Origin of the sequence: Streptococcus sanguinis, from assembly GCF_050234405.1 — a bacterium.
Lineage (GTDB): Bacteria > Bacillota > Bacilli > Lactobacillales > Streptococcaceae > Streptococcus > Streptococcus sanguinis_W.
In genome coordinates, this window is record NZ_CP092117.1 from 1,759,954 (window position 1) to 1,783,849 (window position 23,896).

Sequence of the window (23,896 nt, forward strand, 5' to 3'; positions counted from 1 at the left end):
CCTTTCCTTTTTGCTTATTCAGCTGCAGCTGATTTTTTCTTTTTATTGGCTTTTTCGCGTTCTTGTTTGTTCAAAATTTGCTTACGCAGACGAATAGATTCTGGCGTTACTTCCATGTACTCATCATCGTTCAAGAACTCCAGCGATTCTTCCAAGGTCAAGATACGTGGTGTCTTGATAACCGCTGTCTGATCCTTGGTTGCAGAACGAACGTTGGTCATCTGCTTGGCTTTAGTGATATTAACAGTTAAGTCATTTTCACGAGAGTTTTCACCGATGATCATTCCTTCATAAACCTCAGTACCTGGGTTAACAAAAATAGTTCCGCGCTCTTCGATAGACATGATAGAGTAGGTCGTTGCCTTACCAGCATCGATGGAAACAAGCGCACCACGGTGACGTCCACCAATTTCACCTGGAATCAATGGCAAGTATTGGTCGAAGGTATGGTTCATGATACCGTAACCACGGGTCATTGACAAGAACTCAGTTGAGTATCCGATCAAACCACGCGCTGGAACAAGGAAGACCAAACGAGTTTGACCATTACCAGTTGAGATCATATCCAACATTTCACCCTTACGTTCAGAAAGGCTTTGGATAACAGATCCTTGGTATTCTTCTGGAGTATCAATTTGGACACGCTCAAATGGCTCGCACTTAACGCCATCGATTTCTTTTACGATAACTTCTGGACGAGATACTTGCAACTCATATCCTTCACGACGCATGGTTTCGATCAGGATTGACAAGTGTAATTCGCCACGACCTGAAACTGTCCACTTATCTGGTGAATCTGTTGGGTCAACACGAAGGGATACGTCTGTCTGCAATTCTGCTTGCAAGCGTTCTTCCACCTTACGAGAGGTTACCCATTTTCCTTCCCGGCCAGCAAAAGGTGAGTTGTTGACCAAGAAAGTCATTTGAAGCGTTGGCTCATCGATGTGAAGGATTGGAAGAGGCTCAATGGTATCTGTCGGTGTAATCGTCTCACCAACAAAGATATCTTCCATACCTGATACAGCAATCAAGTCACCCGCTTTTGCTTCGTTGATTTCACGACGCTCCAAGCCAAAGAAACCAAAGAGTTTTGTGACACGGAAGTTCTTCGTTGTTCCGTCTAGTTTAGAAAGGGTAACTTGGTCCCCAACCTTAACAGTACCACGAAAGACACGTCCGATACCAATACGACCTACAAAGTCATTGTAGTCCAAGAGTGAGACTTGGAACTGCAAAGGTTCATCAGAGTTGTCCACTGGAGCTGGGATATGGTCGATGATAGTATCAAAGATTGGTGCCATTGTTTTTTCTTGATCAGCAGGATCGTCAGAAAGTGAAGAAGTTCCGTTGATAGCTGAAGCATAAACAACTGGGAAATCAAGCTGGTCATCATCTGCACCAAGCTCAATGAAGAGTTCCAATACTTCGTCCACTACTTCTGCTGGACGAGCTGATGGTTTGTCGATTTTGTTGACAACAACGATTGGGACAAGGTCTTGTTCAAGGGCCTTTTTCAATACGAAACGAGTTTGTGGCATGGTTCCTTCGTAGGCATCTACCACCAAAACAACACCGTCAACCATTTTCATGATACGCTCAACTTCTCCACCGAAGTCCGCGTGTCCTGGTGTATCCATAATGTTGATACGAGTTCCGTTGTAAGCAACGGCTGTATTTTTAGCAAGGATCGTAATACCGCGCTCTTTTTCGATATCGTTTGAGTCCATAGCACGCTCTGCCAACTCTGTACGAGCATCAAGAGTTTCAGACTGCTTCAATAATTCGTCAACGAGGGTTGTTTTCCCGTGGTCAACGTGGGCGATAATCGCAATGTTACGGATATCTTCTCTTAATTTTGTCATGATTTCCTCTGAATTTTTAAATTTTATTTCTAACTGAACAATTATACCACAGACGCAGGCAAAAAACACGGCTTTGATAAGTGTAAATGTTTTCATTAAAAAATATGGGAGCTCCATGAGGATTTGCATTTCCCATCCTGAAAATTTATGATATGATTTAGAAAAAAATAAGGAAAACAGATGCGCCTCGACCAACTGCTGGCTGCCAATCATATCAGCCGAAAAAAGATGAAACAAAGCCATTTACAAAAACAGATTTTAGTGGATGGTAAGCCCGCCTACAAACTCAGCCAAAACGTTGATACCGGCCTGCAGCAGATTACTTTTCAAGGCAAACATGTCAGCGGCCCTGCCCACCGTTACTACATGCTGAATAAACCCGCAGGTGCAGTCACTGCCAATCGCGATGCTGAAAAATTGACTGTCCTGGATTTGCTGGACAAGGAGATAGAGAAAGAAAATCTTTACTCTATCGGACGGCTGGATAGAGATACCGAAGGCCTTCTTCTGATTACCGATAATGGTCCCTTAGGATTTCAGCTACTACACCCTCAATACCACGTTGAAAAAACTTACTATGTAGAAGTCAATGGACCTTTAACTCCTAACGACAGTTCTTCCTTTCAAGAGGGCATTCGTTTTTTAGACGGTACCGTCTGTCAGCCCGCCCAGCTTTCTATCCTCTCTACCAGCTCCAGTCTGAGCCGTGCTAGCGTCAGGATTTCTGAGGGGAAATTCCACCAAATCAAAAAGATGTTTCTGGCAGTTGGTGTCAAGGTCACCTATCTCAAGCGAATTCAATTCGGAGATTTTACATTAGACCCAGATCTAGCAAAAGGCGATTACCGTGCTTTGAACCAAAAAGAATTAGAGATCATTAAAGAATATTTAGAGAAAAGTCGGTAAAACAAAAAAGCTTTAAATAATAAAGCTTTTTTGTTAGTAGCCTGCTCCATTCATAAGTACCATAACATTTAGAATCCAAACAATTACGGAAATTACAATCCCTACGATACCCAGAATTTTTTCTGTTTTATAGTCTAATTTAGACTCTTTTTGGTGTGAATTAGCCAACACCAAACCGATAATACCCAAAATAAGACCTACCAATGGAATGAAAAAACCAAAGATGATAGATAGGATACCTAAAACAAGTGAAGATTTTTTCTTTTCTTGCATGTTCTAAAAACTCCTTAAAATTAATATTAATTTATTATAACATAAGAAACTGGCTTTGTATATATAATGCGACAAATTTTTGATTTATGTTAACTAGCCTTCACCTTGCCATTCCAAGAATCCAACCCATAAGAAAGAATATAGATTTCTTTAAATCCTTGTTTTTTCAGATACAGAGCCGCATTGGTCACGCGCTGACCACGACTATTTTCATAGAGGAGAACAGCCTTGTCCTTGCGAAGTGCACCGACACTATCCTTGAGCTGCTGAGATGGAATATTGCGAGCACCTAAGATATGCTTCCGGTGAAAATCAGATGGATCCCGCAGATCAACCAACTGCCCTTGGCGAATCAGGTCTTCAAATTCCCCATTATCCACGATTTTTGCTGCCTGACGAAGGCGCAGATAATTAAAGCCCATCCAGCCAATTATTCCTAAAAGTACCGCCCACAAAATCCAAATTGTCATCTCAAGTCTCCTTTTTCTTTTCTAAATATTCTAACTCTAAGCGATGTTCTCCGCGCAAGACTGCCTCCGCCTCAAAATAAGCTAGCTTATCCATTAGACCAGCGTCGTAAATTCTCTTCAGCTCGATTTTCATCATTTCAATATCATAAAGACGTTTGCCCATATAGACAATGATTCCGAAACTTTTAAGAAATTGCTGAACATCATACAGGGTTTTCATGAGCTATATTTTATCAGATTTTCCAGCGCTTTTCAAGATGAAAAAACAGAAAGGAAAGCCTGTTTCCTTTCTGTTTGGCATGGATAACTTTTTATAAAGCTGGTGCTTGGCCAATTTCAGCTGTCAGCATCCAGATAGTCTTTTCAAGGTCAGCCTTAGCACCGACAAAGATATCATTGGTTACATCGTCCCCTTCTTCGTCTGTTACATCCAAAGCTTCTTGGTAAAGCCCTGTCAGATAACGGAAAATCTCAATCACACGCGCCAGACTTTCTTCTACATTCTTGCTGAATTCACCAGCTTTTTCTTCAATCTTGCTGTGTTGGATAAACTCGGTCAACGTAGAATAAGGCTTGCCTCCCAGTGTAATCAAGCGCTCGCTGACTTCATCCAAAGTTGTATCCAAAGTTTCCATGTATTCATCCATTTTTGGATGCCAAACCATGAAGCCTGCGCCACGCATATACCAGTGAACTTGGTGAAGAGCAATATGAGCTGTATAAAGGTCTGCCACTACTTGGTTAAGAATAGCCTTAGTCTTTGGCAAAGCCTTTTGATTGCTGAAAGTTGCTACGTCAGTTGCTGCACCATTTTTTACTTGTGTCATTGTTTCTACCTCGTTTTTATTTATAATGATTCTAATCTTTTTAGATTATGGTTTAATTATAATGCTTCTAAATAAGAAAGTCAAGACAAAAGATTCAAAAAAAGACTTTATTAGAAAAGTTGCAAAATTTCAGAATTTTTCTGTTTAAAATTACGAATAAATAAGTATGATTCACCTATACTTTTTTATCGTTGGTACTGTCTTTGCCTCATTCCTAGGCTTGGTTATCGACCGCTTCCCAGAGCAGTCTATCATCACTCCCGCTAGCCATTGCAATGCCTGCGGGAAAAGATTGGCTCCCCGTGATTTGATTCCTATTTTTTCTCAAGTCATGAACCGTCTTCGTTGCCGCTTCTGTGGAGACAAGATTCCCTTACGCTATTTATTTTTTGAATCTATCTTGGGCGGTCTTTTTCTGGCAACCTCCTTGAGCATTCTTTCCATTAGTCAATTATTGGTAGTCACCATGGGCTTAACCTTAGCTATCTACGATCAAAGAGAACAACAGTATCCCCTGATGGTCTGGCTGATTTTTCAGCTTTTGCTGCTGATGACAGCAGGCGTCAACCTTCTCATGCTCTTCTTTTTAGCCTTAGGACTTCTAGCCTTCTTTTATAATCTTCGTATTGGAGCTGGTGACTTTCTCTTTCTGGTGTCTTGCTCAGCCATTTTCAGCCTGACGGAGACTCTCATCCTTATCCAAATCGCTAGCTTCTCTGGTCTTGCCTGTTTCTGCTTTAAAAAGAAAAAAGACAGGCTAGCATTTGTACCCTGTCTTTTGTTTGGTGTATTTGCTGTTTTAATTTTTAAATGTATTGTGTAATTCGTAAAAGTACTATATAATGAAAGCAGATTATTTATTAAGGGGATTTTATTATGAAATTAGAATTACCAAAATCAAAATTAAAAATGCCTAACATTGATGAAAAATCGATGTTAAAAGTTCTTGACTGGACTTATGAAACTACAATTAATGGTATCCCTGGTCAAAAGACTATAGAAGAACTAGCTGCTGATTATTTGAAGCATGATGATATAGAAACTGCAATTTCAAAGATGATTACTTATCAAACTTCAAAAGCTGGAATATCTGGTTTCGTTACTGGATTTGGGGGAATATTAACAATGCCGGTAACTATTCCAGCCAATATAACTTCTGTTATTTTAGTTCAAATGAGAATGATTGCCACTATAGCTTATATGAGAGGATACGATTTAAAGAGCGATCAAGTTCAAACATTTGTTTATGCCTCATTAACTGGAACATCTGTTGCTGATATTGCAAAGAAAGCCGGGATTATTATTGCAAATAAAATGGCAACTGGAGTAATTAAAAAAATCCCTGGAAAAGTACTAACAAAAATTAATCAAGCGGTTGGTTTTAGATTGGTAACCAAATTTGGCACTAAAGGAGCTGTGAATTTAGGAAAAATGGTTCCTATTGCTGGTGCTCTTATAGGCGGAGTTGTGGATACCGCATCAACTCAAATCATTGCGAAAAATGCTTTAAAAACCTTTACTTCTAAAGGAATTAATATAGGAGACGGTACAATTATTGATATCAAATAAAGAAAATAATGAGGTTCGATAGAAAGAACCTCATTTTATTTATTTCTTATAGGCTGCTGCTTCTTGGATAAAGGTTGCTATGCTGGCGTCCTTTTCATGAAGAGCTTTGACAATCTTAGATCCGACAATGACTCCGTCTGAGACTTGATTGAAGCGATCAACATCCCCTAAAGTTGAAACACCAAAGCCCGTCAGTACTGGAATCTCAGCAATACCATGGAGCTTGCTCAAATGCTGGTCCAAATCATTGCGGTAGCTTCCGCTCTTACCCGTCACACCGTTGATGGCTACAGCGTAGATAAAACCTTCAGCTTCCTTGATCAGCTCCTGCTGACGTTCTAGGCCAGTCGTCAGGCTCACTAAAGGAACTAGAGCGATATCTGAATCTTCCAGCAGAGGCAAGATAAAGTTCCTATGCTCGTAGGGCAGATCCGGAATAATCAATCCTTTAACCGGTGTCGTAGCCAAATCCTTGACAAAATCTTTGAGCCCGTACTGGAAAATAGGATTAAAGTAGGTCATAATGATGAGAGGCAGCTGAGTGTCCAAATTCTGCAAGCTTGCCACTAAAGACTTGGCCGAAGTATGGTGACCCAGACTTCTCAGACCGGCTTCTTCAATAACCGGCCCATCTGCAACAGGGTCTGAAAATGGCAGGCCGATTTCAATAGCTGACACACCCAAGTTTTCCAAAAACGAGATGGTTTCTGCTAATCCTGCTAAACCTTTCTCGTGATCACCAGCCATAATATAAGGAAGGAAAATTCCCTTGCCTTCTCTTTTGATGGTTTCTAAATGCTGAGTGAGTGTTTTAGTCATGGGTACCTCCTTTTTGAGCCGCTTCTTTTTCCAAGCGTTCCTTTACCTGAACGACATCCTTGTCACCACGGCCGGATAGGCAGACGATCATTGATTTATCTGGTCCCAACACCTTAGCCAACTTAACTGCGTAAGCAATAGCGTGGCTAGACTCTAGAGCAGGGATAATCCCTTCGATACGAGACAGGAGCTGGAAGGCTTCCAAAGCTTCTTCATCTGTGACTGGGACATAAGTGGCGCGCTTGATAGCATTAAAATGAGAATGTTCAGGACCGATGCCCGGATAGTCTAGCCCGGCAGAGATAGAGAAAGCTTCCAGAATCTGCCCTTGCTCATCCTGCAAGACATCCATCAAGGCACCGTGTAAAACCCCCGGGCGGCCCTTGGTTAAGGTCGCAGCATGTTCATCTGTATCCACGCCCCGTCCAGCTGCTTCTGTTCCATACATAGCCACTGTGCTATCCTCTACAAAGGGATAAAAGAGCCCAATAGCATTGGAACCACCGCCAACGCAGGCGACTAAAGCATCGGGTAAGGCACCTGCATTTTGCTCAGCAAACTGGCGCTTGGCCTCACGCCCAATCACGCTCTGATAGTCGCGGACAATCTCTGGGAAGGGATGAGGTCCCAAGGCCGACCCCATAATATAGTGAGTATCATCGACCTGAGCCACCCAAGCTCGCAAGGCAGCATTGACTGCATCCTTGAGAACTCGAGAGCCATCGGTCACAGACTCTACCTTGGCTCCCAGAAGTTCCATACGAAAGACATTGAGTGCTTGGCGCTTGACATCTTCTTCGCCCATATAGATAGTGCAGTCCATGTTGAAAAGGGCTGCAGCTGTGGCGGTGGCTACTCCGTGCTGGCCCGCACCAGTCTCCGCAATAATTTTCTTCTTGCCCATTCGCTTGGCTAATAGGACCTGACCTAGGGCATTATTGATTTTATGTGCCCCGGTATGGTTGAGGTCTTCCCGCTTCAGATAAATCTTAGCACCGCCAGCATAGGCTGTCAGATTTTTAGCAAAATAGAGAGGATTTTCTCGCCCTACATACTGCTTCAGCAACTCGTCCAGCTCAGCCTGAAAGGCTGGGTCTTTTTTACTCTCACGGTAGGCTTTGTCTAGCTCCAAAACTGCTGTCATCAGCGTTTCGGGAACAAAGCGCCCACCAAACTCACCGTAAAATCCTTCTTGATTGGGTTGATTATATGCCATCTTTCACTCTTTCTATAAATTCTTTTATCTTTTCTAAGTCCTTCTGGCCGTCAGTTTCGACCCCGCTTGAGACATCCACTGCGTAAGGGGCAAAGTGCTGAATAGCTTCTCGAACATTTCCTGCATTCAAACCACCGGCAATAAAGAAGGGCTGGTGGATTTGACTCTTATCAAAAGCTTGCCAGTCAAAGGTCTGACCACTACCGGCAAGAGGGGCATCAAAGAGCAGGTAGTCCGACTGTTGGATGACTCCTTTTAACGCTCCCTTGACCTGATAAGCTCGAATAACCGGCCGGCCAACCTGAGTCAGGAGCTCTTCATCAAAATCGCCATGAATCTGCACCAAATCCAGATTTGCCACTGAAATAGCTTCCTGCAACTCTGCCAAGCTCGGAGAGACGAAAACTCCTACCTTTCGGACAGTAGGCGGCACCAAGGCAGCTAGCTTCTGAGCTTGCTCCAAACTGACCCTCCGACGGCTCTCAGCAAAGACAAAGCCAATGTAATCTGCACCAGCCTGGCATGCTGTTTCCACAGCGCTAGCCGTTGATAAGCCGCAAATCTTAACCTTTGTCAATTTTCAGCTCCTTAATTTTTTCTGCCACATCCTCTGCCTGCATCAGGGCTGTTCCGACTAGAACCGCATGGAAATAAGGAGCTACCAGCTCAGCATCTTCCTTGCTGAAAATAGCGGACTCTGATACGTAAGCCCTGTCATCTTTGAAATGGGCAGACAGCTGGAGACTTGTATTGATATCTGTCTCAAAAGTGACTAAATTGCGGTTATTGACACCGATAATCCGAGCTCCTATTCTATGGGCAATTTCCAGCTCCGCCAGATTATGGGTTTCGACCAGAACTTCCAAGCCTAAACCTGTCGCAAAATCATGGAGTTCTTGCAGCCGCTTTTCAGACAAGGCAGCCACAATCAGAAGAATAACCGTCGCTCCGGCATTACGGGCGCGAACAATCTGCTTTTCATCAACGATAAAGTCCTTATTGAGGGTTGGAATGGTCACTTGACTGGAAATCTCTCTCAGGTAATCCAAATGTCCTTTGAAGAAAATCTCATCTGTCAGGACCGAAATCATGGCTGCACCGCATCGTTCATAGGTGCGAGCCTGCTCCACAATATCCACACCGAGATTAATATCTCCCAGACTGGGGCTGGCTTTTTTGACCTCAGCAATCAGCTGCAGCTCTTGAAGATGACTTTTGAGATATTCATAGAGGGAATAGGTCGAGCGTAGAGGTTGCAGCTCTTCATAAGACATAGCCGCCACTTCCTGCTCTTTTTGCTTTAGAATGGTCGGGAGAAATTCTTTGCTCATTTTTGATACTCCTGTAGTTGCTTGAGTTTTTCATAGGCTGCGCTACTAGCGATCACTTGGCGGGCCAAAGCTATTCCTTCTTCTATGCTATCTGATTTTCCATTAGCGTAGAAACCCATTCCCGCATTCAGAACTGTCGTTTCTAGATAGGGGCTGACTTGATTTTGCAGGACAGATAGCAGAATTTCTGCATTTTCCTTGGCATTGCCTCCACGAATCGCTTCAAGAGCTATTTCTTCCATGCCAATATCTGACGGCAGAAAGCTGTGCTGGCTGATTTGCCCATTTTCCAGCAGAGCATACTGGGTACGGCCATGAAGACCGGCCTCGTCCAGACCATCTGGACCCGACACGACTACTGCACGCTTGCGGCCCATATTTTTCAAAACCTCTGCCGTGCTCTCTAGCATATCCGGCCGGCTGGTCCCCAAAAGCTGGGTTTCTAGACTCATGGGATGGATGAGCGGACCAGTTAGGTTCATGATAGTGGGAATACCTAGGCTAAGGCGGGCTGGCATAATGTATTTCATAGCTGGATGCATATTCTTTGCAAAGAGAAAGACGATGCCTGTTTGCTCAAAAATCTTGCCCAAGCTAGCAGCGTCCAAGTCTAGATTGATCCCCAGAGCTTCTAAGACATCAGCTGAGCCTGACTTAGAAGAAATAGATCGATTGCCATGTTTAGCAATCTTAATCCCGCCACCTGCTAGTACAAAAGCTGCCGTAGTTGAAATATTGAAGCTGAAAGACTTATCCCCGCCCGTACCGCAATTGTCCATGGCAGTGCGAATAGTGGTCGGAATCTGCTTAGCGTGGCCTCGCATTACCTGCGCCAAAGCAGTTCGTTCCTCAATTGTCTCCCCCTTCATCTTGAGCCCCAGCAAGAAAGCTACAATTTGAGACTCTGTCACCCGTCCGGTGACAATACGCTCAATCACATCTGTCATCTCAGCGCTGCTTAAATCCTTAAAATCAGCTAGTTTTGCAATAATCTCTTTCATACACGCTCCTTTATTTTACTAAATCGATGAAATTCTTGATAGACAACAAGCCGTCCGGCGTGCCAATACTTTCTGGATGATACTGAAAACCATAAATAGGCAGACTCTTGTGCTGGATAGCCATGATTGAGTTGTCATCAACCGCCCGAGCCGTCACTTCAAAGTCCTCCGGCATCTCCTCAATCAAAATCGAATGATAGCGCATGACCGGCCGCCCATCCTCTATCCCTTGATAGATAGGAGATTTTCTCTCAAAGCGCAGAATACTTTGCTTGCCGTGCATGACTTTGGGAGCCAAACCTAGCTTGCCGCCAAATACTTCTGCAATGGCTTGATGCCCCAAGCAAATCCCCAAAATCGGCTTTTTACCAGCAAAATCACGGATAACTTCCTCCATCCGTCCTGCATCTGCTGGCCAGCCTGGACCTGGAGACAGCACCAAGGCATCCGCTTCTTCTGCCGCTTGATAAAGGCCTGCATCATCATTTCGCAAGACTTTAACTTCTGCGAAATTGCCGATATACTGGGCTAGATTATAAGTAAAAGAATCATAATTATCAATCAATAAAATCATTGCATCTCTCCTATCTTGGTCATTGATTTGGCCTTATTGATGGTTTCTTGGTATTCATTAGTAGGAATCGAGTCATAAACAATACCCGCTCCAGCTTGAACGTAAGCTCTGCCATTTTTCAAAATCATGGTCCGGATAGCAATGGCAAAATCCATATCACCTGTCGCAGACAGATAGCCGATAGCCCCCGCATAAACACCACGTTTTTCCTGCTCCAGCTCATAAATTCGCTTCATAGCTCGAATCTTAGGCGCGCCCGAGACAGTACCGGCCGGCAGGGTCGACTTGAGTGCATCCATGGCTGTCAGTTGAGGCAGAAGCTGACCACGAACCACGCTGGTCAGATGCATGACATAGCGGAAATACTCCACTTCCATGTACTTAGTGACTTCCACGCTGTTATTCTGGGCAATTTTACCGATATCATTACGCCCCAAATCAACTAACATACGGTGCTCCGCCACTTCCTTCTCGTCAGCCAGCAACTCCTTCGCCAAGGCTTTATCTTCTCTTTCATCCTGCCCGCGCGGTCTGGTCCCAGCGATAGGATTGGTCGTAACCTGCCCCTGCTTGACAGAGACCAGACTTTCTGGGCTGGCTCCGATGATCTGATAATCCCCGAAATCATAAAAGTAGAGATAGTTGGAAGGATTGGTCACACGCAGATTGCGATAGTAATCCAGTGGCCTACCAGAATACTCTGCTGAAAAACGCTGACTGAGAACACATTGGAACATGTCTCCCTGCCGAATCAAGCTACGCGCTTCTTCCACCATTTTTTCAAAAGCTGACTGCTCGATATGACTCTGGAAGTTCAAACTGGATAGTTCCAGCGGTGAAAATTCATCTACCGCAGGCTGCGCCAGCTCAGCCATGATATGCTCCAGACTAGCAGCCAAATCAGCTTCGCTTCTATTACTGTAGAGTGCCTCCTCAAGGATATAGATTTTGTCTTTTTTATGGTCAAAAACCATGTAACTCTCATAGACGAAAAAGTGCATGTCTGGCGTCCCAATCACATCAGCTGGAATCTGGCCAATCTCTTCATAGAGGGAAATCATATCATAGCCGACAAAGCCGATAGCTCCACCACCAAAAGGCAGGTCTGAATGATGATCTTTCTTTACTGCTAACTCATGCAGATAGTCCAATGGATCTGCCTCAATTACTTGCCCATTCTTTGTTAACTGGCCATTTTCATAGCGAACTTCAAAGACTGGATTATAGGCTAGGATAGAAAAGCGAGCTGTCTCGCTATCTCTTGGAATACTTTCCAAAATCACCTTGTGGTCGCCCTGAATCCGCATATAAGCCAGAATCGGCGATAAAATATCAGCTGGTAAAATCTTTTGCATAATGTTTCTTTCTATTTAATCAGAAGCGTTTAGGTAGGAGCAATCTGCTAATCATGACCGTATTTTACAAGAACAGATAGCACCTGTCCACTGTCATAACTTGCTCCAGAACTACAGAAAAACGCCCGCACAGTTCATCCTGTGAGGGCGTATCATCGCGGTGCCACCTCAGTTATGGAGTTTTCAGGCTCCACATCTCATTTACCTATTTGCAGTCATTTAGATCCCTTTTAGTTCAAGTCAGCATACTGGTTTACAGCAAAGCATACTAACAAAATAATAAAAGTTCAACTAAAGGACAAAATGTTGACTCCAACAGCCCATTTCATAACTTCTCCTGCCTGTTCTCAGCAACCACAGACTCTCTGAAAGGAGTGATGTTACTACTCTTCTGCTGGGTATTTTATTTTCGTTTTTCTAGATAGTCGGCAATGGCTGCCACATCCTTGTCTCCACGACCAGATACATTGATAATGATGATTTGGTCAGATGACAATTTCGGAGCTCGCTTGATGGCTTCAGCAATGGCGTGAGAGCTTTCGATCGCTGGCAAAATTCCTTCCTTTTGTGTCAAGAGAAGCAAGGCATCCACAGCTTCATCATCTGTCGCTGCCACGTATTCTACTCGACCAGAATCTTTAAAGAAAGCATGTTCAGGACCAACTCCAGGATAGTCCAAGCCTGCTGAAATGGAGTAAACAGGCGCTACCTGACCATCTTCAGCAAAGACAGCGTAAGTCTTCATACCATCCACTACTCCGACACTTCCCTTGGTCATGGTCGCCGCATGCTGGTCTGTATCAAGACCCCGTCCAGCTGCTTCAACACCAACCAGCTTGACTTCTTCATCCGCCACATACTGGGAGAAGGCGCCGATAGCATTAGATCCACCACCTACACAGGCAATGACATAGTCCGGCAAGCGGCCTTCCTTGTCCAAAATTTGACGGCGAGATTCTTCACTGATCACCTTTTGGAACTCATGGACAATCGTCGGATAAGGGTGAGGTCCGACAGCCGAACCCAAAACATAGAAGGCTTCCAAATCACTCATCCAAGCTCCAAAAGCTGCATCAACTGCATCCTTGAGGGTTTTGGTGCCTGTTTCCACAGCGTGAACAGTCGCCCCCATCATTTCCATGCGGAAGACATTAAGGCGCTGGCGTTCTACATCTTCTGCACCCATGTAAACATCGCACTTCATACCAAACTTAGCTGCGGCTGCCGCAGTTGCCACACCATGCTGACCAGCTCCAGTTTCAGCGATGACTCGGGTCTTACCCATGCGCTTAGCTAGAAGAATCTGTCCCAAAACATTATTGAGCTTATGGGAGCCCAGATGATTGAGATCTTCCCGCTTCAGATAAATCTTAGCCCCGCCCAGATGCTGGGTCAGACTTTCTGCAAAATAGAGCGGAGTCTCCCGACCTGAATAATCCGCCAAATAATGTCGGTATTCATTTAAAAATTCTGGATCATCCTTATACTTCTCAAAAGTCGCTTCTAATTCATCCAGCAAGGCTTGGATAGGCTCCGGTACGAAGGAGCCGCCGAATTGTCCAAAATATCCTTTAGTTTCTGTCATCTTAATTGCCTCATTTCTTTATTTTCAAGCAAAACAAAAGCCCACACACAGAAAAAACTCTGTGTGAGGGCGTAAAATCGCGGTGCCACCTCAATTATGGAGCAAAGTATAGACTGCCTCCATATCTCTGTCTTGTCTAACAACAAGCTGCACTGTAAGGTGTGCTCACCGAATTTTTATTGCTTCAAATTCATTTTTTGCATCAGCCCACTTCATAATCTTCCACTGCCTGTTTCCACCAACCACAGGCTCCCTGAAAGCAGAAAAAATTATTACTTTTCTGATGATTTATTTTATTATAGGCCTTTCCCTTTTTCTTGTCAAGAAAAAATTTATTTTTTTCTTCTAAATCCGAACCTTTCGCTCGCTAATCTCTTTTGAAAGCGTCGCCTTGACGATTTTTCCAGATTTTCTGACCAAGCTGAAATGCCCGCCAAGCCAGATAACCACCCAAAGTATTGGTCCAGAGATCATCAATCTCAAAGACTCGATTGGCGTTGATAAGAAGGTCCAGCAGAATCTGAGTCACTTCGATAGACAGACTCATCCCAAAGCTCAGCCATACAACTTTCTTTGTCTTCCGCAATTTCGGAAAAAGGTAAAGCAATTGAAAGATTAAGGGCGATAGCAGAAAGATATTGGCTAGATTTTGGATAAAGACCTTGACCAGCTGAATCCAAGAAGTGATCTCTCCAATATTGACAAAGGAATTAAAAGGGATTAACAAAACCACTATTCGACCAAAATACTGGATTCCCGGCGTTTCCATTCCCGGCTCTGGAACCTGAGGAATAAAGCACAGAATGCAAAGCATCAAGAAATAGAGCCAGCTTCCCCCTACCAGCAATTTCCGTCCCTTAGCAGTCAGCTCACCGACTGAAGTCAGATAGTTCTTAAGGCTGAACATTTTCTACCAATGCTTTCTCGCGATCACGCTTCATAGTATTGGAACGCAGCTGGCCGCAGGCTGCATCAATATCTGTACCATGTTCCTGACGAACCACGCAGTTGACTCCGTTTTTCTTGAGGATATCGTAGAAGGCCATCACCCGCTCTTTGGGACTGCGGCTGTATTGGTCGTGCTCGCTAACGGGGTTGTAAGGAATGAGATTGACATAAGACAGCTTCTTGATATTTTTCAGCAATTCTGCCAGTTCCTTGGCTTGCTCTACCCCGTCATTGACTTCATTGAGCATGATGTACTCAAAGGTCACCCGACGGTTGGTCGTCTCAATATAGTATTCGATAGCTGCAAAAAGCTTTTCGATAGGGAAGGAACGGTTAATCCGCATGATGCTGGTCCGCAGATCATTATTGGGGGCATGGAGGGATACAGCTAGATTGACTTGCACACCTTCATTGGCAAAGTCACGAATCTTATGAGCCAGCCCTGAGGTCGAAACCGTTATATGGCGGGCACCAATAGCCAAACCTTTGTCATCATTGACCGTCCGGACAAACTTGAGCACGTTGTCATAGTTGTCAAAAGGCTCACCAATTCCCATAACTACGATATGGCTGACCCGCTCATCCTGACCACGCTCGTCAAAATACTTCTGAACCAGCATAATCTGAGCTACAATCTCACCGTTATTGAGGTCGCGTTGCTTTTTAATCAAGCCGGAGGCACAGAAGGTGCAGCCGATATTGCAGCCAACTTGGGTGGTCACACAGACAGAAAGTCCATAGTGCTGGCGCATGAGCACCGTCTCAATCAGCATACCATCCGGCAGCTCAAAGAGGTACTTGACCGTACCGTCAGCCGACTCCTGAACAATGCGCTGTTTAAGCGGATTGACGACAAACTGATCATTTAGCGTGGCAATCAAGTCCTTGGATAGATTGGTCATTTCTTCAAAAGACTGGACACGCTTGCGGTAGAGCCACTCCCAAATCTGGGCAGCACGGAATTTCTTTTCTCCCTGAGCTTCCGCCCATTCAATCATTTCCTGGCGCGTTAAGCTATAAATAGATGGTTTCATTTTTCTCCTTTATTCTGACGAATTACAAAATGGCGATTGCTGTCTTTTTGCTTTTTCTGCCTATCTTGCTGGGAATTGTTGCGAGAGCGCTTATTGTCCCTTTTAGAGCGGCTGTCTCGGTCTCGCTCGCTTCTGCGATTCCGGTTGCCGCCTGAACGGCTGTTGCGAGAACGTTTTGACCGCCCTTCTGTCTCTTTCTTGCCATGCGATTTCTTATCAAAGGAAGCGCGCTGGGGATTTGGATTTTCCAAGACAAAATAAGCACAGCCATAGCTGCAGTACTCTAGCAAATAGTCTTCTAAGCGGCTAATCTTCTCATCGCTTTCATTAGCCCGCTCATCCTTGTAAAAACCGCGCAGGCGCAGTTGCTCGTTGCCCCAGTCACCGACAATATAGTCAAACTTGGTGAGAATTTCTGAAAAGCGCTGATGAAAGGCCGTCAAGTCAAAGCCTTCCTTATAGTTCTCAATCAATTCAAACTCGAATTTTTCTGCAACAATCTTGCTATCAATCTGTTTAAACTCCGGTCCTGGGAATTTATTATAATTATACAATTCAGGTGAAATATCTTTACGCATACTCTTCCTTTAACGTTCTTGGATAGTTTATCTACAACACTTTATTTTATCATAAATCAGCCAGTATTTCGCGGACTTTTCATCAAAAATATCTTTCTGAAAAAAGTCAGACGATTTAAAGTAGAAAAGGCCAGCTGATTTTGTCTGTCTCACAAGAAAAATCTTAGCAAAAGCTAAGATCTTACTTGTTCTTTTTCAGATAGTCAATGGCGTCCTGCAGCGTTTTAACTGGAACAATTTTCATATCCGTTTTAATCTTCTTGGCTGTCTCCAGAGCTGTTTGGTAGTTGTTTTTCCCATTAGGAGAAAGCTTCTTCTCTTCCTCTGTAAGTTCATTGTTCGGTGCAAAGAAGATATCTGCTCCGCTTTGGGCCGCTGAAACGACTTTCTTATCGATTCCGCCGATTTCGCCAACTTCACCTTCCCGGCTGATGCTGCCGGTCCCTGCAATATCGCGGCCGTCACGAAGGGTCGGATCAGCCAACTGGGTATAAATAGCCAGGCTGAACATGAGACCAGCACTGGGACCGCCAATACCCTCTGTTGAAAATGTAATCGGAATACTGCTGCTGACTTCCGTCCGGTCTATCAGACTAATCCCAATCCCATTCTTACCGTTCTCCAACTTGATAATCTTACCGGTTGCCGATTTCTCCTGACCATCCTCTTGGAAAGTCACCTTGACCTTATCCCCAAGCTTCTGCGAGTTGACATACTTGACCAGCTCCTCAGAGCTTTCAAATGTCTTGTCATTGACACCAGTTACCGTATCAGCAATATTGAGAACTCCCTTGAAGGTTGAGTTATCTGCCACCTGCAAGACATAAACTCCCAGATAGTCCATCTTGATCTCTTTACCAGCTGTCGTCAATCCCTGATATTTGGCCATATTTTGCGATGTTTCCATATAGAATAGGTTGATACGATTAAACTCATCGTCCGTGGAGCCACCCGTCATATCCTTGGCGGAATAAATATCGGTAAAAGGGGTCAGCCAAGCATAGACCAGATGAGCAAAGGTTGCCTGCTCTACTCCGACCGTCACAAAGTTGTAGGAACCCGCTTCCTTGTCAGCCTTATTATCAACCAGCAAGACCTGCCGAACATCCTCGGCACCACCAGGAACTTCTATATAATAAGGCAGACGAACCCAAAAAGCTGCTATAAAAAAGGCAATAGTAACGCCAATGACCGTCGGCCATAGATACTTCTTAATTCTTTTCATCGTTGATTCTTTCTAATTCTTTGATTACACTTTGGGGCACATAGGCCGCGATATCCTGCTGAAAAGCAATCAGCTCACGAATACGTGATGAACTGATATGCTGATAGTCCGGCTTGCTAAGCAAGAAAATCGTTTCCAGCTCTCCTGCTAGTTCATGATTGAAAAAGTTCATATTGGCTTCATAGTCTAGGTCTTGACTGTTACGGAGACCGCGCACAAAGGCCTGGGTTCCCAGTCTTCTGGCCACTGTCACTGCTAGCTCATTCTGAGAAGTAATAACCTCAACATTATCCAAATGCTGCAGTGCTTCTTTGACCATCCGCTCTCTGGCCTCAATTGTGAAAAAACCAGACTTTTCTCGGTTATAGAAAATCCCTACATAGAGCTTATCAAAGAGCCTGCTGGCCCGCTCAATCAGGTCCACATGGCCCTTGGTCATCGGGTCAAAAGACCCTGTGAATAGTCCTATTTTATCTGACATACACCGTCACCTTTGAAATTCCATATATCTTCTGTTTCCAAATGCCTAGCCCTGCGATTTCCTCAGGTAATTCAACTTCCTTTTCTGTCTCACAGACTACTAGGACATCTTGGCTCAAGAGCTGGCCTTCCTCCAGCTTCTCAAGGTCAGCCACAATCTGCTCCTTGGCATAAGGCGGATCCAAAAGGACTAAGTCAAAAGCCCCCGTCAACATTTCTAGGGCTCGGCCAGACTCCATCTTGAGCAAGTCAAAACGTTCCGGCTCCTTAGTCATCTGAATATTTTCTGAAATAATAGCCTGAGCTCTGCGATCCTTTTCGACTAAGATAGCTGTCTCCATACCTCGCGAAATAGCTTCAATGGCCAACCCCCCACTCCCAGAATAAAGATCTAGCACCCGACCGCCGTCAAAATAGGGACCAATCATATTAAAAATCGCCCCCTTAACCTTATCGGTCGTAGGTCTAGTCGTCTTGCCGTCTAAAGTCTTGAGGGGCCTGCCCCCATATTTACCTGCCACAACTCTCATAAAAAACATTATAACACACATCGCACAGGAGGCCAATTTTTTGAAAACTTGACAGACAAAAAACAGAAGTGCCCCAAATTAGAGACTTCTGTTTTCTTTTAGTTTTAGTAAAAAATCAATTAATTCAGGCTGACAGTCTGCCTTATCCAAGATCAGCCCCATTGACCGGCCAACCATGATATAAAAAGTTTCTGGCTTGTCTATAATCGCCACAATATCTTGATAGTCAAATCTGGCATTGTTATTCCGATTAACGACACGAAAGTCTGTCTCATAGAAGCTAAACTCCTGCTCTATATCATGCCAGAGGGGGTTGCCTCTATAAAACTTTTTAATATGTCGATTCATGGACAGATAGTAAAGAAAAGGAAGGACTGCCACAGTAACAAGAAAAGCTACGCCTGGCAAAGGTTCCCCGATGAAAAAACAGATTGCACCGCATATCAGCACCACTATCTCAGGGAGAATCAGTGAGAAGATGCCATTCTTTTTATACCAGAAATTGGTCCAAGCGAAACGGCGATAAGCTTCTTCTGTCATGATCGTTTTTGCTGTCATAGGAAACATCTCGCTACCTCCAGGTTATATTCCTCCCTACAGTTTACCACACTCTTGCTAGAAATAACAATACTCAATAAAGAACTTGCTTTTCTCGATTTCATTTGTTATACTATATGTAACTTTTAAAACGTTACATAGGAGGTGTGATATGTTTTCGCATGAAAAATTAAAAAAACGCCGTTTGGAGCTTAATTTAACTCAGGCTTCCATTTACCAAGAGCTGGGCATCTCTCGAAAGGCTTACTCTGCTTGGGAAAATGGTCTGGCAGAGCCCCACGCAAAAAATCTCAGGAGGTTGGCCACCTGTCTCAAGGTCCAAGAGAACTACTTTGTGGATGAGACCAGCGCGCTCTACACCTACCCTTTACTAACCCCACCGCATAAAAAAGAAGTAGACCAGCTAGCTAGTCAACTCCTAGAGAGACAGCGCAAGGTTAGCTCTCTTACAGCCTATAAAGTTCTATCCGTTGAGCTAGCTGCAGGGCGCGGGCACAGTTACTATGACAATGAAACAGACTATGAAACTGTCTACTTTGATCAAGATATCCAGCATGACTTTGCATCCTGGGTCTCTGGGGATTCTATGGAGCCCAAGTATCCCAATGGCTCTGTTGCCCTTATGAAACAGACAGGATTCGACTACGATGGGGCAGTCTATGCTCTTATGTGGAATGGCAAGACCTATATCAAAAAAGTCTACCGAGAAGCTGAAGGACTTCGTTTAGAGTCTATCAATCCTGACTACGAGGATCTCTTTGCTCCCTATGAAGACCAGCCCAGCATTGTTGGTATCGTAGTCGGACATTTTCTGCCGATTGAGGTATAAGTTATGGTCCTATTTGATTATTCACGCGAGCCTCGTTCAGACATCGCTTTTGTGGATATGAAAAGTTTTTATGCCTCTTGCGAATGCATTGCTCTTGGTCTTGACCCTTTAAAAACCTCGCTCTGTGTCATGAGCCGAGTTGAAAATTCTGCTGGACTGATACTAGCTGCCACCCCTCTCTTTAAAAAGAATTTCGGCAGCCAAAATGTCAGCCGAAGCTATAATCTTCCTTTTGATGTCCACACCCGCAAGTTCAACTATGCTGCTGCCCGCAAGCAGGGACTGCCGATTACAGCAGATTATGTGCGCTTTATTGAAGATGCTGCTCAAAAGACCTTATTGGTCCCCCCTCGGATGAACTACTACATCCAGAAAAACATGGAAATTCAAAAAATTTTCCAGGATTTCGCAGCTCCCAATGACATTTTCCCCTACTCAATCGATGAGGGTTTCTTAGATTTGACTAGCTCTATCAACTACTTCATTCCCGATCAGACGCTGGACCGCAGGACCAAACTGGATCTGCTGGCCGCCCGCATTCAACAGGCTATCTGGAAGAAGACCGGGATTTATGCCTCTATCGGCCTGAGCAACGCCAATCCTCTTCTCGCTAAGCTAGCCTTGGACATTGAAGCCAAACACACAAAAAAGATGCGGGTCAACTGGTCCTATGAGGATGTACCAAGCAAGGTTTGGACTATTCCGACAATAACTGATTTTTGGGGCATCGGCCACCGAACGGCCACCCGTCTTAAGAAGCTAGGCATCCATTCCATTTATGATTTGGCCCACTTTAACCCCGACATACTCAAAAAAGAAATGGGAATCATGGGCCTACAGCTTTGGTTTCATGCTCACGGTATTGATGAAAGCAATGTGCACAAGCCCTATCAGGTCAAGTCACATGGTCTGGGCAATTCACAAATTCTCCCCCGAGATTATAGACAGCAGGCAGAGATTGAGTTGGTTTTCCGAGAAATGGCTGAGCAGGTCGCCATTCGGCTCAGACGCTCTGGTAAGAAATGCCAGCGTGTCTCCATCTATGCCCGTTATTCCAAGCAGGAGCTCCTGCCTTCCATTCATACACAGAAAAAAATTGAGCCCACTAACAACAGCGATCGATTGGCTCAAATCGTCGTTCAGCTTTTTCGTTCCAAATATCAGGGCGGGGCTATCCGTCAGATTGGCGTTTTTTACAGTGACTTTGTCGATCAAGGTTATGGTCTGATTTCTCTCTTTGACGATCCTCTGCAAATTCAAAAAGAAGAGGAGCTCCAACAGACGATTGACCGCATCAGAGATCGCTTCGGCTTCGCCTCTCTGCTTAAGGGAAATGCCTTGCTGGGCTCCTCCCGTGCCATCGCTCGAAGCAAGCTGACAGGTGGCCATTCGGCTGGAGGGCTGGAGGGCTTATCATGACCGACCGCTCCTACCTCCCCTATCAGTCAGCTCGTGACTTTCAGGATCGGGGCATGGCTAAGTGGGCTGGCTTTTTCCTCTCTGAACATAGCACTGCTTTGGCCAAAAAAGAACTAGATATGAGCCAATTGCCCCAACTTGATAGACAGGAAAAATTCCACTTGCTCAGTCAAGCCTACAGCCAGCAAGTTCCCATCCGAATCACCTTTCTTAATAAGGAAAGGCTGACCGACATTACTGCTACAATCTTTCATCTGGACTGCAAGCAAGTCCTCCTGCAGAAAGGTGACCATTACAAAGGCATTGCTATCCATCAGATTCTTTCGATACAAGCTTCAGGAGGCGCAGATGACCACTCAAAATGTACATGAGGAACTTCAATTTGACTATTTTTCCCAGAATTACTATCAATTTCAAGAGGATTTTTATCAATTTTCCAATCTTCCCCAGCCTCTGATGGTCATGGAAGATGACATCCTACTCCACATGGCCAGCCGCCGAGCCACTTATTTCAAACTCTCCAAGACCAAAAGCTTGGATAAAAAGGATCATTACTTCCACTTTACCGTCAGTCGACCAGACCAAGCAAACCGACTCTGCATTTACCACTATCAAGGCCAAACAGAAGATATAAATCAATAAGCTCCCAAACTAAGTTTGGGAGCTTATTGTAGGGAACTGTCCATCTACTAGTATCTTCTCAATTATTTCTTGCTTTAAGTCAGGGGAATAATATTGAAGATTTGGGCCAGCTATATTGTATTTGAGGTCAATCTGAACCCAAGAAGTGCCATTCTTTTTAGGTTATCTTTTCAGTTCATTTGTATAAACTAATTTCATACCCAAAACACCCCAATCGTCAGATTTTCTGTCTAACTTTTGGGGTGCGGGTCATAGCAATTTGTCTTTTCTTTTATTTTATTTTTTATCGATTTCAAAATTTTTACAAGAATTATTCATCAAACAGTCCTTGCAAACCAGCGAAAGGATTGTTCTTCTCTTTTTGAGCTTCCTGGGCAGCGGCGAATTCTTCTTCTGTCATAACCTGCCAGTCCTGACCTGACAGAAAGCCTTGGCCGGCTTCTTCCTCAGCTGTTAGGATTTTCAGCGGGATATTCATTAAGATATTGTCAGCTACACTCTCAGCTATATTAATCTCGCCATTTTCAATCGGCAGCACCAAGTCCTGATCAATCATATCCTGTGATGCAGCCTGGCCTTCCTCCATGAAAATTTCGTTGACTAGATAAGACTCCTTGAGCTCCACCGGCTCCATACTGCGACTGGACGTCAAGGTAATGGTATAAGACAGGTCATAATCCAGAAAATAAAGGCTGTCTTCATATTGAACTTTTCCTTTGGCTACAATATCCTGAACATCTAAAATCTCAGGATTGCGTTCTTTTAACTCTTCTGCCAAGTCTAGCTTTTTCTCAAAGGCTAGACCATCTGCATTCTTCCGAATTTCTTGAATATGCAACATAAGTTCCTCTTTGTTTTTTATTTATATTATATCATGTTTGGGCGCTACGATGTTATTGAAAATTATTTTGTTATAATAAAATGCAAGGAGGGAAGACAATGGAACATCTAGGACAGGTTTTTAGATTTTTTCGAGAGGCAAGGCACATCTCTTTATCCGAGGCGACTGGCGGAGAATTTTCAAAATCTATGCTTTCTCGCTTTGAAAATGGGCAGAGCGAACTTTCGGCACAGAAACTTTTTAGCGCTCTCAGCGCCATCCACACGGAAACGGAAGAATTTACCGTTGCAGCCGGCATCCAGGATCATCATTCTCACAAGGAACTCTTAAGCCACATTCAAGACCTGTTGCAAGCCAGTCAGCTCGACCTCTTAGAAGAACTTTATCTGGAAAAAGAAAAAATCACTCAAAAAAGCAAGAAGACTAGCGATTGGGTTGAACGCCTGATTATAAAGGCCTATCTCTGTGCCCTCAAAGAGTCTGAAAAGGCCAGCCTAGGCGAGCTGGATTTCCTCCATGATTACCTCTTTTCAGTTGACATTTGGGGACGCTACGAACTCAATCTCTTCTCTATCTGTACTCCGGTTTTATCCCTAAACTTGTTTTCCCAATACACCAAAGAAATCCTCTCAAGAAAGGATTTTGCCGCCTTGTTTGCCAACAATCGCAACACCCTGCACACTACCTTTCTTAATGGCTATCTTCTGGCCATCAGTCAGGAAAATATCACTCAGGCAGACTATTTCCAACAAGTCATTGAGCGAAACTTTTATGAAGAAAATGAGACTTACTTCCGAATTGTCTATCTCTTTGCTCAGGGAGAATTAGTTTGTTTGAAAGGGCAAATAGAGGAGGGACTCACTCAAATGAAGCAAGCTGTCGACATTTTCCGAATCTTGAACTGTCAGCATAGCGCTGACTACTATCAAGAAGCCCTTGATACTGCTTTTCAAAAATATAGCAAATAATGCAAATTTCCGCTTTTAAGCTCAGCGATATTGAGTTGGAAAGTGGTTTTTTGTTC

General features: G+C 44.1%; 29 protein-coding genes and 1 other annotated feature. Of the genes, 8 read left to right on the forward strand and 21 right to left on the reverse strand.

Translation table 11 applies throughout. The features are described from left to right. Positions 1-14: 14 nt before the first annotated feature. Complete coding sequence (gene typA, locus MFP28_RS08530; protein WP_032916279.1) at positions 15-1,862, reverse strand: translational GTPase TypA; 1,848 nt, start codon at positions 1,860-1,862, stop codon at positions 15-17. 180 nt (positions 1,863-2,042) lie between these two features. Here typA and MFP28_RS08535 point away from each other — a divergent pair, with 180 nt between their 5' ends. Beyond that, the gene (locus tag MFP28_RS08535) at positions 2,043-2,768 is read left to right on the forward strand and encodes a 16S rRNA pseudouridine(516) synthase (RefSeq protein ID WP_002907050.1); all 726 of its coding nucleotides are present in this window, start codon (positions 2,043-2,045) and stop codon (positions 2,766-2,768) included. A 33-nt stretch (positions 2,769-2,801) separates the two neighbouring features. Here the strand turns inward: MFP28_RS08535 and MFP28_RS08540 are convergent, their stop codons facing one another. The 4 genes from MFP28_RS08540 to MFP28_RS08555 all read right to left on the reverse strand — a co-directional run bounded on the left by MFP28_RS08540 (position 2,802) and on the right by MFP28_RS08555 (position 4,338). Beyond that, on the reverse strand, positions 2,802-3,041 hold the full coding sequence (locus tag MFP28_RS08540; RefSeq protein ID WP_002896181.1) for a DUF4190 domain-containing protein: 240 nt from the start codon (positions 3,039-3,041) through the stop codon (positions 2,802-2,804). Positions 3,042-3,130: 89 nt separating this feature from the next. Then, a complete protein-coding gene (locus tag MFP28_RS08545; RefSeq protein WP_002900929.1) occupies positions 3,131-3,511 on the reverse strand; it encodes a rhodanese-like domain-containing protein in 381 nt (126 codons plus the stop codon). A gap of 1 nt (position 3,512) precedes the next feature. Then, entirely contained in the window at positions 3,513-3,731 is a 219-nt protein-coding gene (locus tag MFP28_RS08550; RefSeq protein ID WP_002907051.1) for a YqgQ family protein, read from the reverse strand. 91 nt (positions 3,732-3,822) lie between these two features. After that, the gene (locus MFP28_RS08555) at positions 3,823-4,338 is read right to left on the reverse strand and encodes a Dps family protein (RefSeq protein ID WP_002907052.1); all 516 of its coding nucleotides are present in this window, start codon (positions 4,336-4,338) and stop codon (positions 3,823-3,825) included. A gap of 166 nt (positions 4,339-4,504) precedes the next feature. On the opposite strand from MFP28_RS08555, the gene MFP28_RS08560 reads away from it, so the two are divergent. Then, the gene (locus MFP28_RS08560) at positions 4,505-5,161 is read left to right on the forward strand and encodes a prepilin peptidase (protein ID WP_002907053.1); all 657 of its coding nucleotides are present in this window, start codon (positions 4,505-4,507) and stop codon (positions 5,159-5,161) included. Positions 5,162-5,214: 53 nt separating this feature from the next. After that, positions 5,215-5,907 (forward strand): EcsC family protein, encoded by a 693-nt coding sequence (locus MFP28_RS08565; protein WP_002907054.1) that lies wholly within the window; start codon positions 5,215-5,217, stop codon positions 5,905-5,907. 39 nt (positions 5,908-5,946) lie between these two features. Here the strand turns inward: MFP28_RS08565 and trpA are convergent, their stop codons facing one another. From trpA to MFP28_RS08640, 15 genes are all read right to left on the reverse strand, one after another. After that, positions 5,947-6,726, reverse strand: a complete 780-nt coding sequence (gene trpA, locus MFP28_RS08570; protein ID WP_002907055.1) for a tryptophan synthase subunit alpha — start codon at positions 6,724-6,726, stop codon at positions 5,947-5,949. Then, on the reverse strand, positions 6,719-7,942 hold the full coding sequence (gene trpB / locus MFP28_RS08575) for a tryptophan synthase subunit beta (protein ID WP_002907056.1): 1,224 nt from the start codon (positions 7,940-7,942) through the stop codon (positions 6,719-6,721). The genes trpA and trpB (MFP28_RS08575) overlap by 8 nt, the downstream gene beginning before the upstream one ends. Continuing rightward, positions 7,932-8,519 carry a phosphoribosylanthranilate isomerase gene (locus MFP28_RS08580; RefSeq protein WP_002907057.1) on the reverse strand — a complete coding sequence of 196 codons (588 nt, stop codon included), beginning with the start codon at positions 8,517-8,519 and terminating at the stop codon, positions 7,932-7,934. The genes trpB (MFP28_RS08575) and MFP28_RS08580 overlap by 11 nt, the downstream gene beginning before the upstream one ends. Then, the gene (trpC, locus tag MFP28_RS08585; protein WP_002907058.1) at positions 8,506-9,273 is read right to left on the reverse strand and encodes an indole-3-glycerol phosphate synthase TrpC; all 768 of its coding nucleotides are present in this window, start codon (positions 9,271-9,273) and stop codon (positions 8,506-8,508) included. The genes MFP28_RS08580 and trpC overlap by 14 nt, the downstream gene beginning before the upstream one ends. Continuing rightward, positions 9,270-10,274 carry an anthranilate phosphoribosyltransferase gene (trpD, locus tag MFP28_RS08590; RefSeq protein ID WP_002907059.1) on the reverse strand — a complete coding sequence of 335 codons (1,005 nt, stop codon included), beginning with the start codon at positions 10,272-10,274 and terminating at the stop codon, positions 9,270-9,272. The genes trpC and trpD overlap by 4 nt, the downstream gene beginning before the upstream one ends. A gap of 10 nt (positions 10,275-10,284) precedes the next feature. Continuing rightward, positions 10,285-10,848 (reverse strand): aminodeoxychorismate/anthranilate synthase component II, encoded by a 564-nt coding sequence (locus MFP28_RS08595; RefSeq protein WP_002907060.1) that lies wholly within the window; start codon positions 10,846-10,848, stop codon positions 10,285-10,287. Further along, positions 10,845-12,203: an anthranilate synthase component I gene (trpE, locus tag MFP28_RS08600; protein ID WP_002907061.1), complete on the reverse strand. Its 1,359-nt coding sequence runs from the start codon at positions 12,201-12,203 to the stop codon at positions 10,845-10,847. The genes MFP28_RS08595 and trpE overlap by 4 nt, the downstream gene beginning before the upstream one ends. A gap of 403 nt (positions 12,204-12,606) precedes the next feature. Next, positions 12,607-13,788 carry a tryptophan synthase subunit beta gene (gene trpB, locus MFP28_RS08605; RefSeq protein WP_002907062.1) on the reverse strand — a complete coding sequence of 394 codons (1,182 nt, stop codon included), beginning with the start codon at positions 13,786-13,788 and terminating at the stop codon, positions 12,607-12,609. Positions 13,789-13,850: 62 nt separating this feature from the next. Further along, positions 13,851-14,080 (reverse strand) — a binding site (T-box leader). A 75-nt stretch (positions 14,081-14,155) separates the two neighbouring features. Then, on the reverse strand, positions 14,156-14,695 hold the full coding sequence (locus tag MFP28_RS08610; RefSeq protein ID WP_002907063.1) for a VanZ family protein: 540 nt from the start codon (positions 14,693-14,695) through the stop codon (positions 14,156-14,158). Continuing rightward, the gene (gene rlmN, locus MFP28_RS08615) at positions 14,682-15,770 is read right to left on the reverse strand and encodes a 23S rRNA (adenine(2503)-C(2))-methyltransferase RlmN (RefSeq protein WP_002907064.1); all 1,089 of its coding nucleotides are present in this window, start codon (positions 15,768-15,770) and stop codon (positions 14,682-14,684) included. The genes MFP28_RS08610 and rlmN overlap by 14 nt, the downstream gene beginning before the upstream one ends. Further along, complete coding sequence (locus MFP28_RS08620) at positions 15,767-16,348, reverse strand: YutD family protein (RefSeq protein ID WP_002904019.1); 582 nt, start codon at positions 16,346-16,348, stop codon at positions 15,767-15,769. Before MFP28_RS08620 ends, rlmN begins: the two co-directional genes overlap by 4 nt. Positions 16,349-16,529: 181 nt before the next feature. Next, on the reverse strand, positions 16,530-17,573 hold the full coding sequence (locus tag MFP28_RS08625; protein ID WP_002907065.1) for a SepM family pheromone-processing serine protease: 1,044 nt from the start codon (positions 17,571-17,573) through the stop codon (positions 16,530-16,532). Continuing rightward, entirely contained in the window at positions 17,560-18,054 is a 495-nt protein-coding gene (coaD, locus tag MFP28_RS08630; RefSeq protein ID WP_002907066.1) for a pantetheine-phosphate adenylyltransferase, read from the reverse strand. Before coaD ends, MFP28_RS08625 begins: the two co-directional genes overlap by 14 nt. Next, entirely contained in the window at positions 18,044-18,592 is a 549-nt protein-coding gene (gene rsmD, locus MFP28_RS08635; protein WP_002907067.1) for a 16S rRNA (guanine(966)-N(2))-methyltransferase RsmD, read from the reverse strand. Before rsmD ends, coaD begins: the two co-directional genes overlap by 11 nt. A gap of 69 nt (positions 18,593-18,661) precedes the next feature. Beyond that, positions 18,662-19,150 carry a YcxB family protein gene (locus tag MFP28_RS08640; protein ID WP_002900955.1) on the reverse strand — a complete coding sequence of 163 codons (489 nt, stop codon included), beginning with the start codon at positions 19,148-19,150 and terminating at the stop codon, positions 18,662-18,664. Positions 19,151-19,292: 142 nt separating this feature from the next. Here MFP28_RS08640 and MFP28_RS08645 point away from each other — a divergent pair, with 142 nt between their 5' ends. From MFP28_RS08645 to MFP28_RS08660, 4 genes are read left to right on the forward strand one after another with little or no spacing between them, the layout of a single operon-like run. Further along, positions 19,293-19,970 (forward strand): helix-turn-helix domain-containing protein, encoded by a 678-nt coding sequence (locus tag MFP28_RS08645; RefSeq protein ID WP_002907068.1) that lies wholly within the window; start codon positions 19,293-19,295, stop codon positions 19,968-19,970. A gap of 3 nt (positions 19,971-19,973) precedes the next feature. Beyond that, positions 19,974-21,389 (forward strand): Y-family DNA polymerase, encoded by a 1,416-nt coding sequence (locus MFP28_RS08650; protein ID WP_002907069.1) that lies wholly within the window; start codon positions 19,974-19,976, stop codon positions 21,387-21,389. After that, a complete protein-coding gene (locus tag MFP28_RS08655) occupies positions 21,386-21,760 on the forward strand; it encodes a hypothetical protein (RefSeq protein ID WP_002907070.1) in 375 nt (124 codons plus the stop codon). Before MFP28_RS08650 ends, MFP28_RS08655 begins: the two co-directional genes overlap by 4 nt. Further along, a complete protein-coding gene (locus MFP28_RS08660; protein WP_002907071.1) occupies positions 21,738-22,031 on the forward strand; it encodes a DUF5960 family protein in 294 nt (97 codons plus the stop codon). Before MFP28_RS08655 ends, MFP28_RS08660 begins: the two co-directional genes overlap by 23 nt. Before the next feature lie 310 nt (positions 22,032-22,341). Here the strand turns inward: MFP28_RS08660 and MFP28_RS08665 are convergent, their stop codons facing one another. Then, positions 22,342-22,872 (reverse strand): YceD family protein, encoded by a 531-nt coding sequence (locus MFP28_RS08665; RefSeq protein ID WP_002907072.1) that lies wholly within the window; start codon positions 22,870-22,872, stop codon positions 22,342-22,344. Between the two features lie 98 nt (positions 22,873-22,970). Between MFP28_RS08665 and MFP28_RS08670 the strand changes: the two genes are divergently transcribed. Continuing rightward, positions 22,971-23,840: an Rgg/GadR/MutR family transcriptional regulator gene (locus tag MFP28_RS08670; RefSeq protein ID WP_032916029.1), complete on the forward strand. Its 870-nt coding sequence runs from the start codon at positions 22,971-22,973 to the stop codon at positions 23,838-23,840. Positions 23,841-23,896: the final 56 nt, after the last annotated feature.

Coding starts and splice junctions, on each gene's coding strand:
- trpA (WP_002907055.1), bottom strand. CDS start 6,726: ATGACTAAAACACTCACTCAGCATTTAGAAACCATCAAAAGAGAAGGC.
- MFP28_RS08545 (WP_002900929.1), bottom strand. CDS start 3,511: ATGACAATTTGGATTTTGTGGGCGGTACTTTTAGGAATAATTGGCTGG.
- MFP28_RS08660 (WP_002907071.1), top strand. CDS start 21,738: ATGACCACTCAAAATGTACATGAGGAACTTCAATTTGACTATTTTTCC.
- trpD (WP_002907059.1), bottom strand. CDS start 10,274: ATGAAAGAGATTATTGCAAAACTAGCTGATTTTAAGGATTTAAGCAGC.
- MFP28_RS08555 (WP_002907052.1), bottom strand. CDS start 4,338: ATGACACAAGTAAAAAATGGTGCAGCAACTGACGTAGCAACTTTCAGC.
- typA (WP_032916279.1), bottom strand. CDS start 1,862: ATGACAAAATTAAGAGAAGATATCCGTAACATTGCGATTATCGCCCAC.
- MFP28_RS08595 (WP_002907060.1), bottom strand. CDS start 10,848: ATGATTTTATTGATTGATAATTATGATTCTTTTACTTATAATCTAGCC.
- rsmD (WP_002907067.1), bottom strand. CDS start 18,592: ATGTTTTTTATGAGAGTTGTGGCAGGTAAATATGGGGGCAGGCCCCTC.
- MFP28_RS08640 (WP_002900955.1), bottom strand. CDS start 19,150: ATGTTTCCTATGACAGCAAAAACGATCATGACAGAAGAAGCTTATCGC.
- trpE (WP_002907061.1), bottom strand. CDS start 12,203: ATGCAAAAGATTTTACCAGCTGATATTTTATCGCCGATTCTGGCTTAT.
- MFP28_RS08550 (WP_002907051.1), bottom strand. CDS start 3,731: ATGAAAACCCTGTATGATGTTCAGCAATTTCTTAAAAGTTTCGGAATC.
- MFP28_RS08620 (WP_002904019.1), bottom strand. CDS start 16,348: ATGCGTAAAGATATTTCACCTGAATTGTATAATTATAATAAATTCCCA.
- MFP28_RS08655 (WP_002907070.1), top strand. CDS start 21,386: ATGACCGACCGCTCCTACCTCCCCTATCAGTCAGCTCGTGACTTTCAG.
- MFP28_RS08540 (WP_002896181.1), bottom strand. CDS start 3,041: ATGCAAGAAAAGAAAAAATCTTCACTTGTTTTAGGTATCCTATCTATC.
- coaD (WP_002907066.1), bottom strand. CDS start 18,054: ATGTCAGATAAAATAGGACTATTCACAGGGTCTTTTGACCCGATGACC.
- trpB (WP_002907062.1), bottom strand. CDS start 13,788: ATGACAGAAACTAAAGGATATTTTGGACAATTCGGCGGCTCCTTCGTA.
- MFP28_RS08610 (WP_002907063.1), bottom strand. CDS start 14,695: ATGTTCAGCCTTAAGAACTATCTGACTTCAGTCGGTGAGCTGACTGCT.
- rlmN (WP_002907064.1), bottom strand. CDS start 15,770: ATGAAACCATCTATTTATAGCTTAACGCGCCAGGAAATGATTGAATGG.
- trpC (WP_002907058.1), bottom strand. CDS start 9,273: ATGAGCAAAGAATTTCTCCCGACCATTCTAAAGCAAAAAGAGCAGGAA.
- MFP28_RS08560 (WP_002907053.1), top strand. CDS start 4,505: ATGATTCACCTATACTTTTTTATCGTTGGTACTGTCTTTGCCTCATTC.
- MFP28_RS08665 (WP_002907072.1), bottom strand. CDS start 22,872: ATGTTGCATATTCAAGAAATTCGGAAGAATGCAGATGGTCTAGCCTTT.
- trpB (WP_002907056.1), bottom strand. CDS start 7,942: ATGGCATATAATCAACCCAATCAAGAAGGATTTTACGGTGAGTTTGGT.
- MFP28_RS08565 (WP_002907054.1), top strand. CDS start 5,215: ATGAAATTAGAATTACCAAAATCAAAATTAAAAATGCCTAACATTGAT.
- MFP28_RS08670 (WP_032916029.1), top strand. CDS start 22,971: ATGGAACATCTAGGACAGGTTTTTAGATTTTTTCGAGAGGCAAGGCAC.
- MFP28_RS08645 (WP_002907068.1), top strand. CDS start 19,293: ATGTTTTCGCATGAAAAATTAAAAAAACGCCGTTTGGAGCTTAATTTA.
- MFP28_RS08535 (WP_002907050.1), top strand. CDS start 2,043: ATGCGCCTCGACCAACTGCTGGCTGCCAATCATATCAGCCGAAAAAAG.
- MFP28_RS08650 (WP_002907069.1), top strand. CDS start 19,974: ATGGTCCTATTTGATTATTCACGCGAGCCTCGTTCAGACATCGCTTTT.
- MFP28_RS08625 (WP_002907065.1), bottom strand. CDS start 17,573: ATGAAAAGAATTAAGAAGTATCTATGGCCGACGGTCATTGGCGTTACT.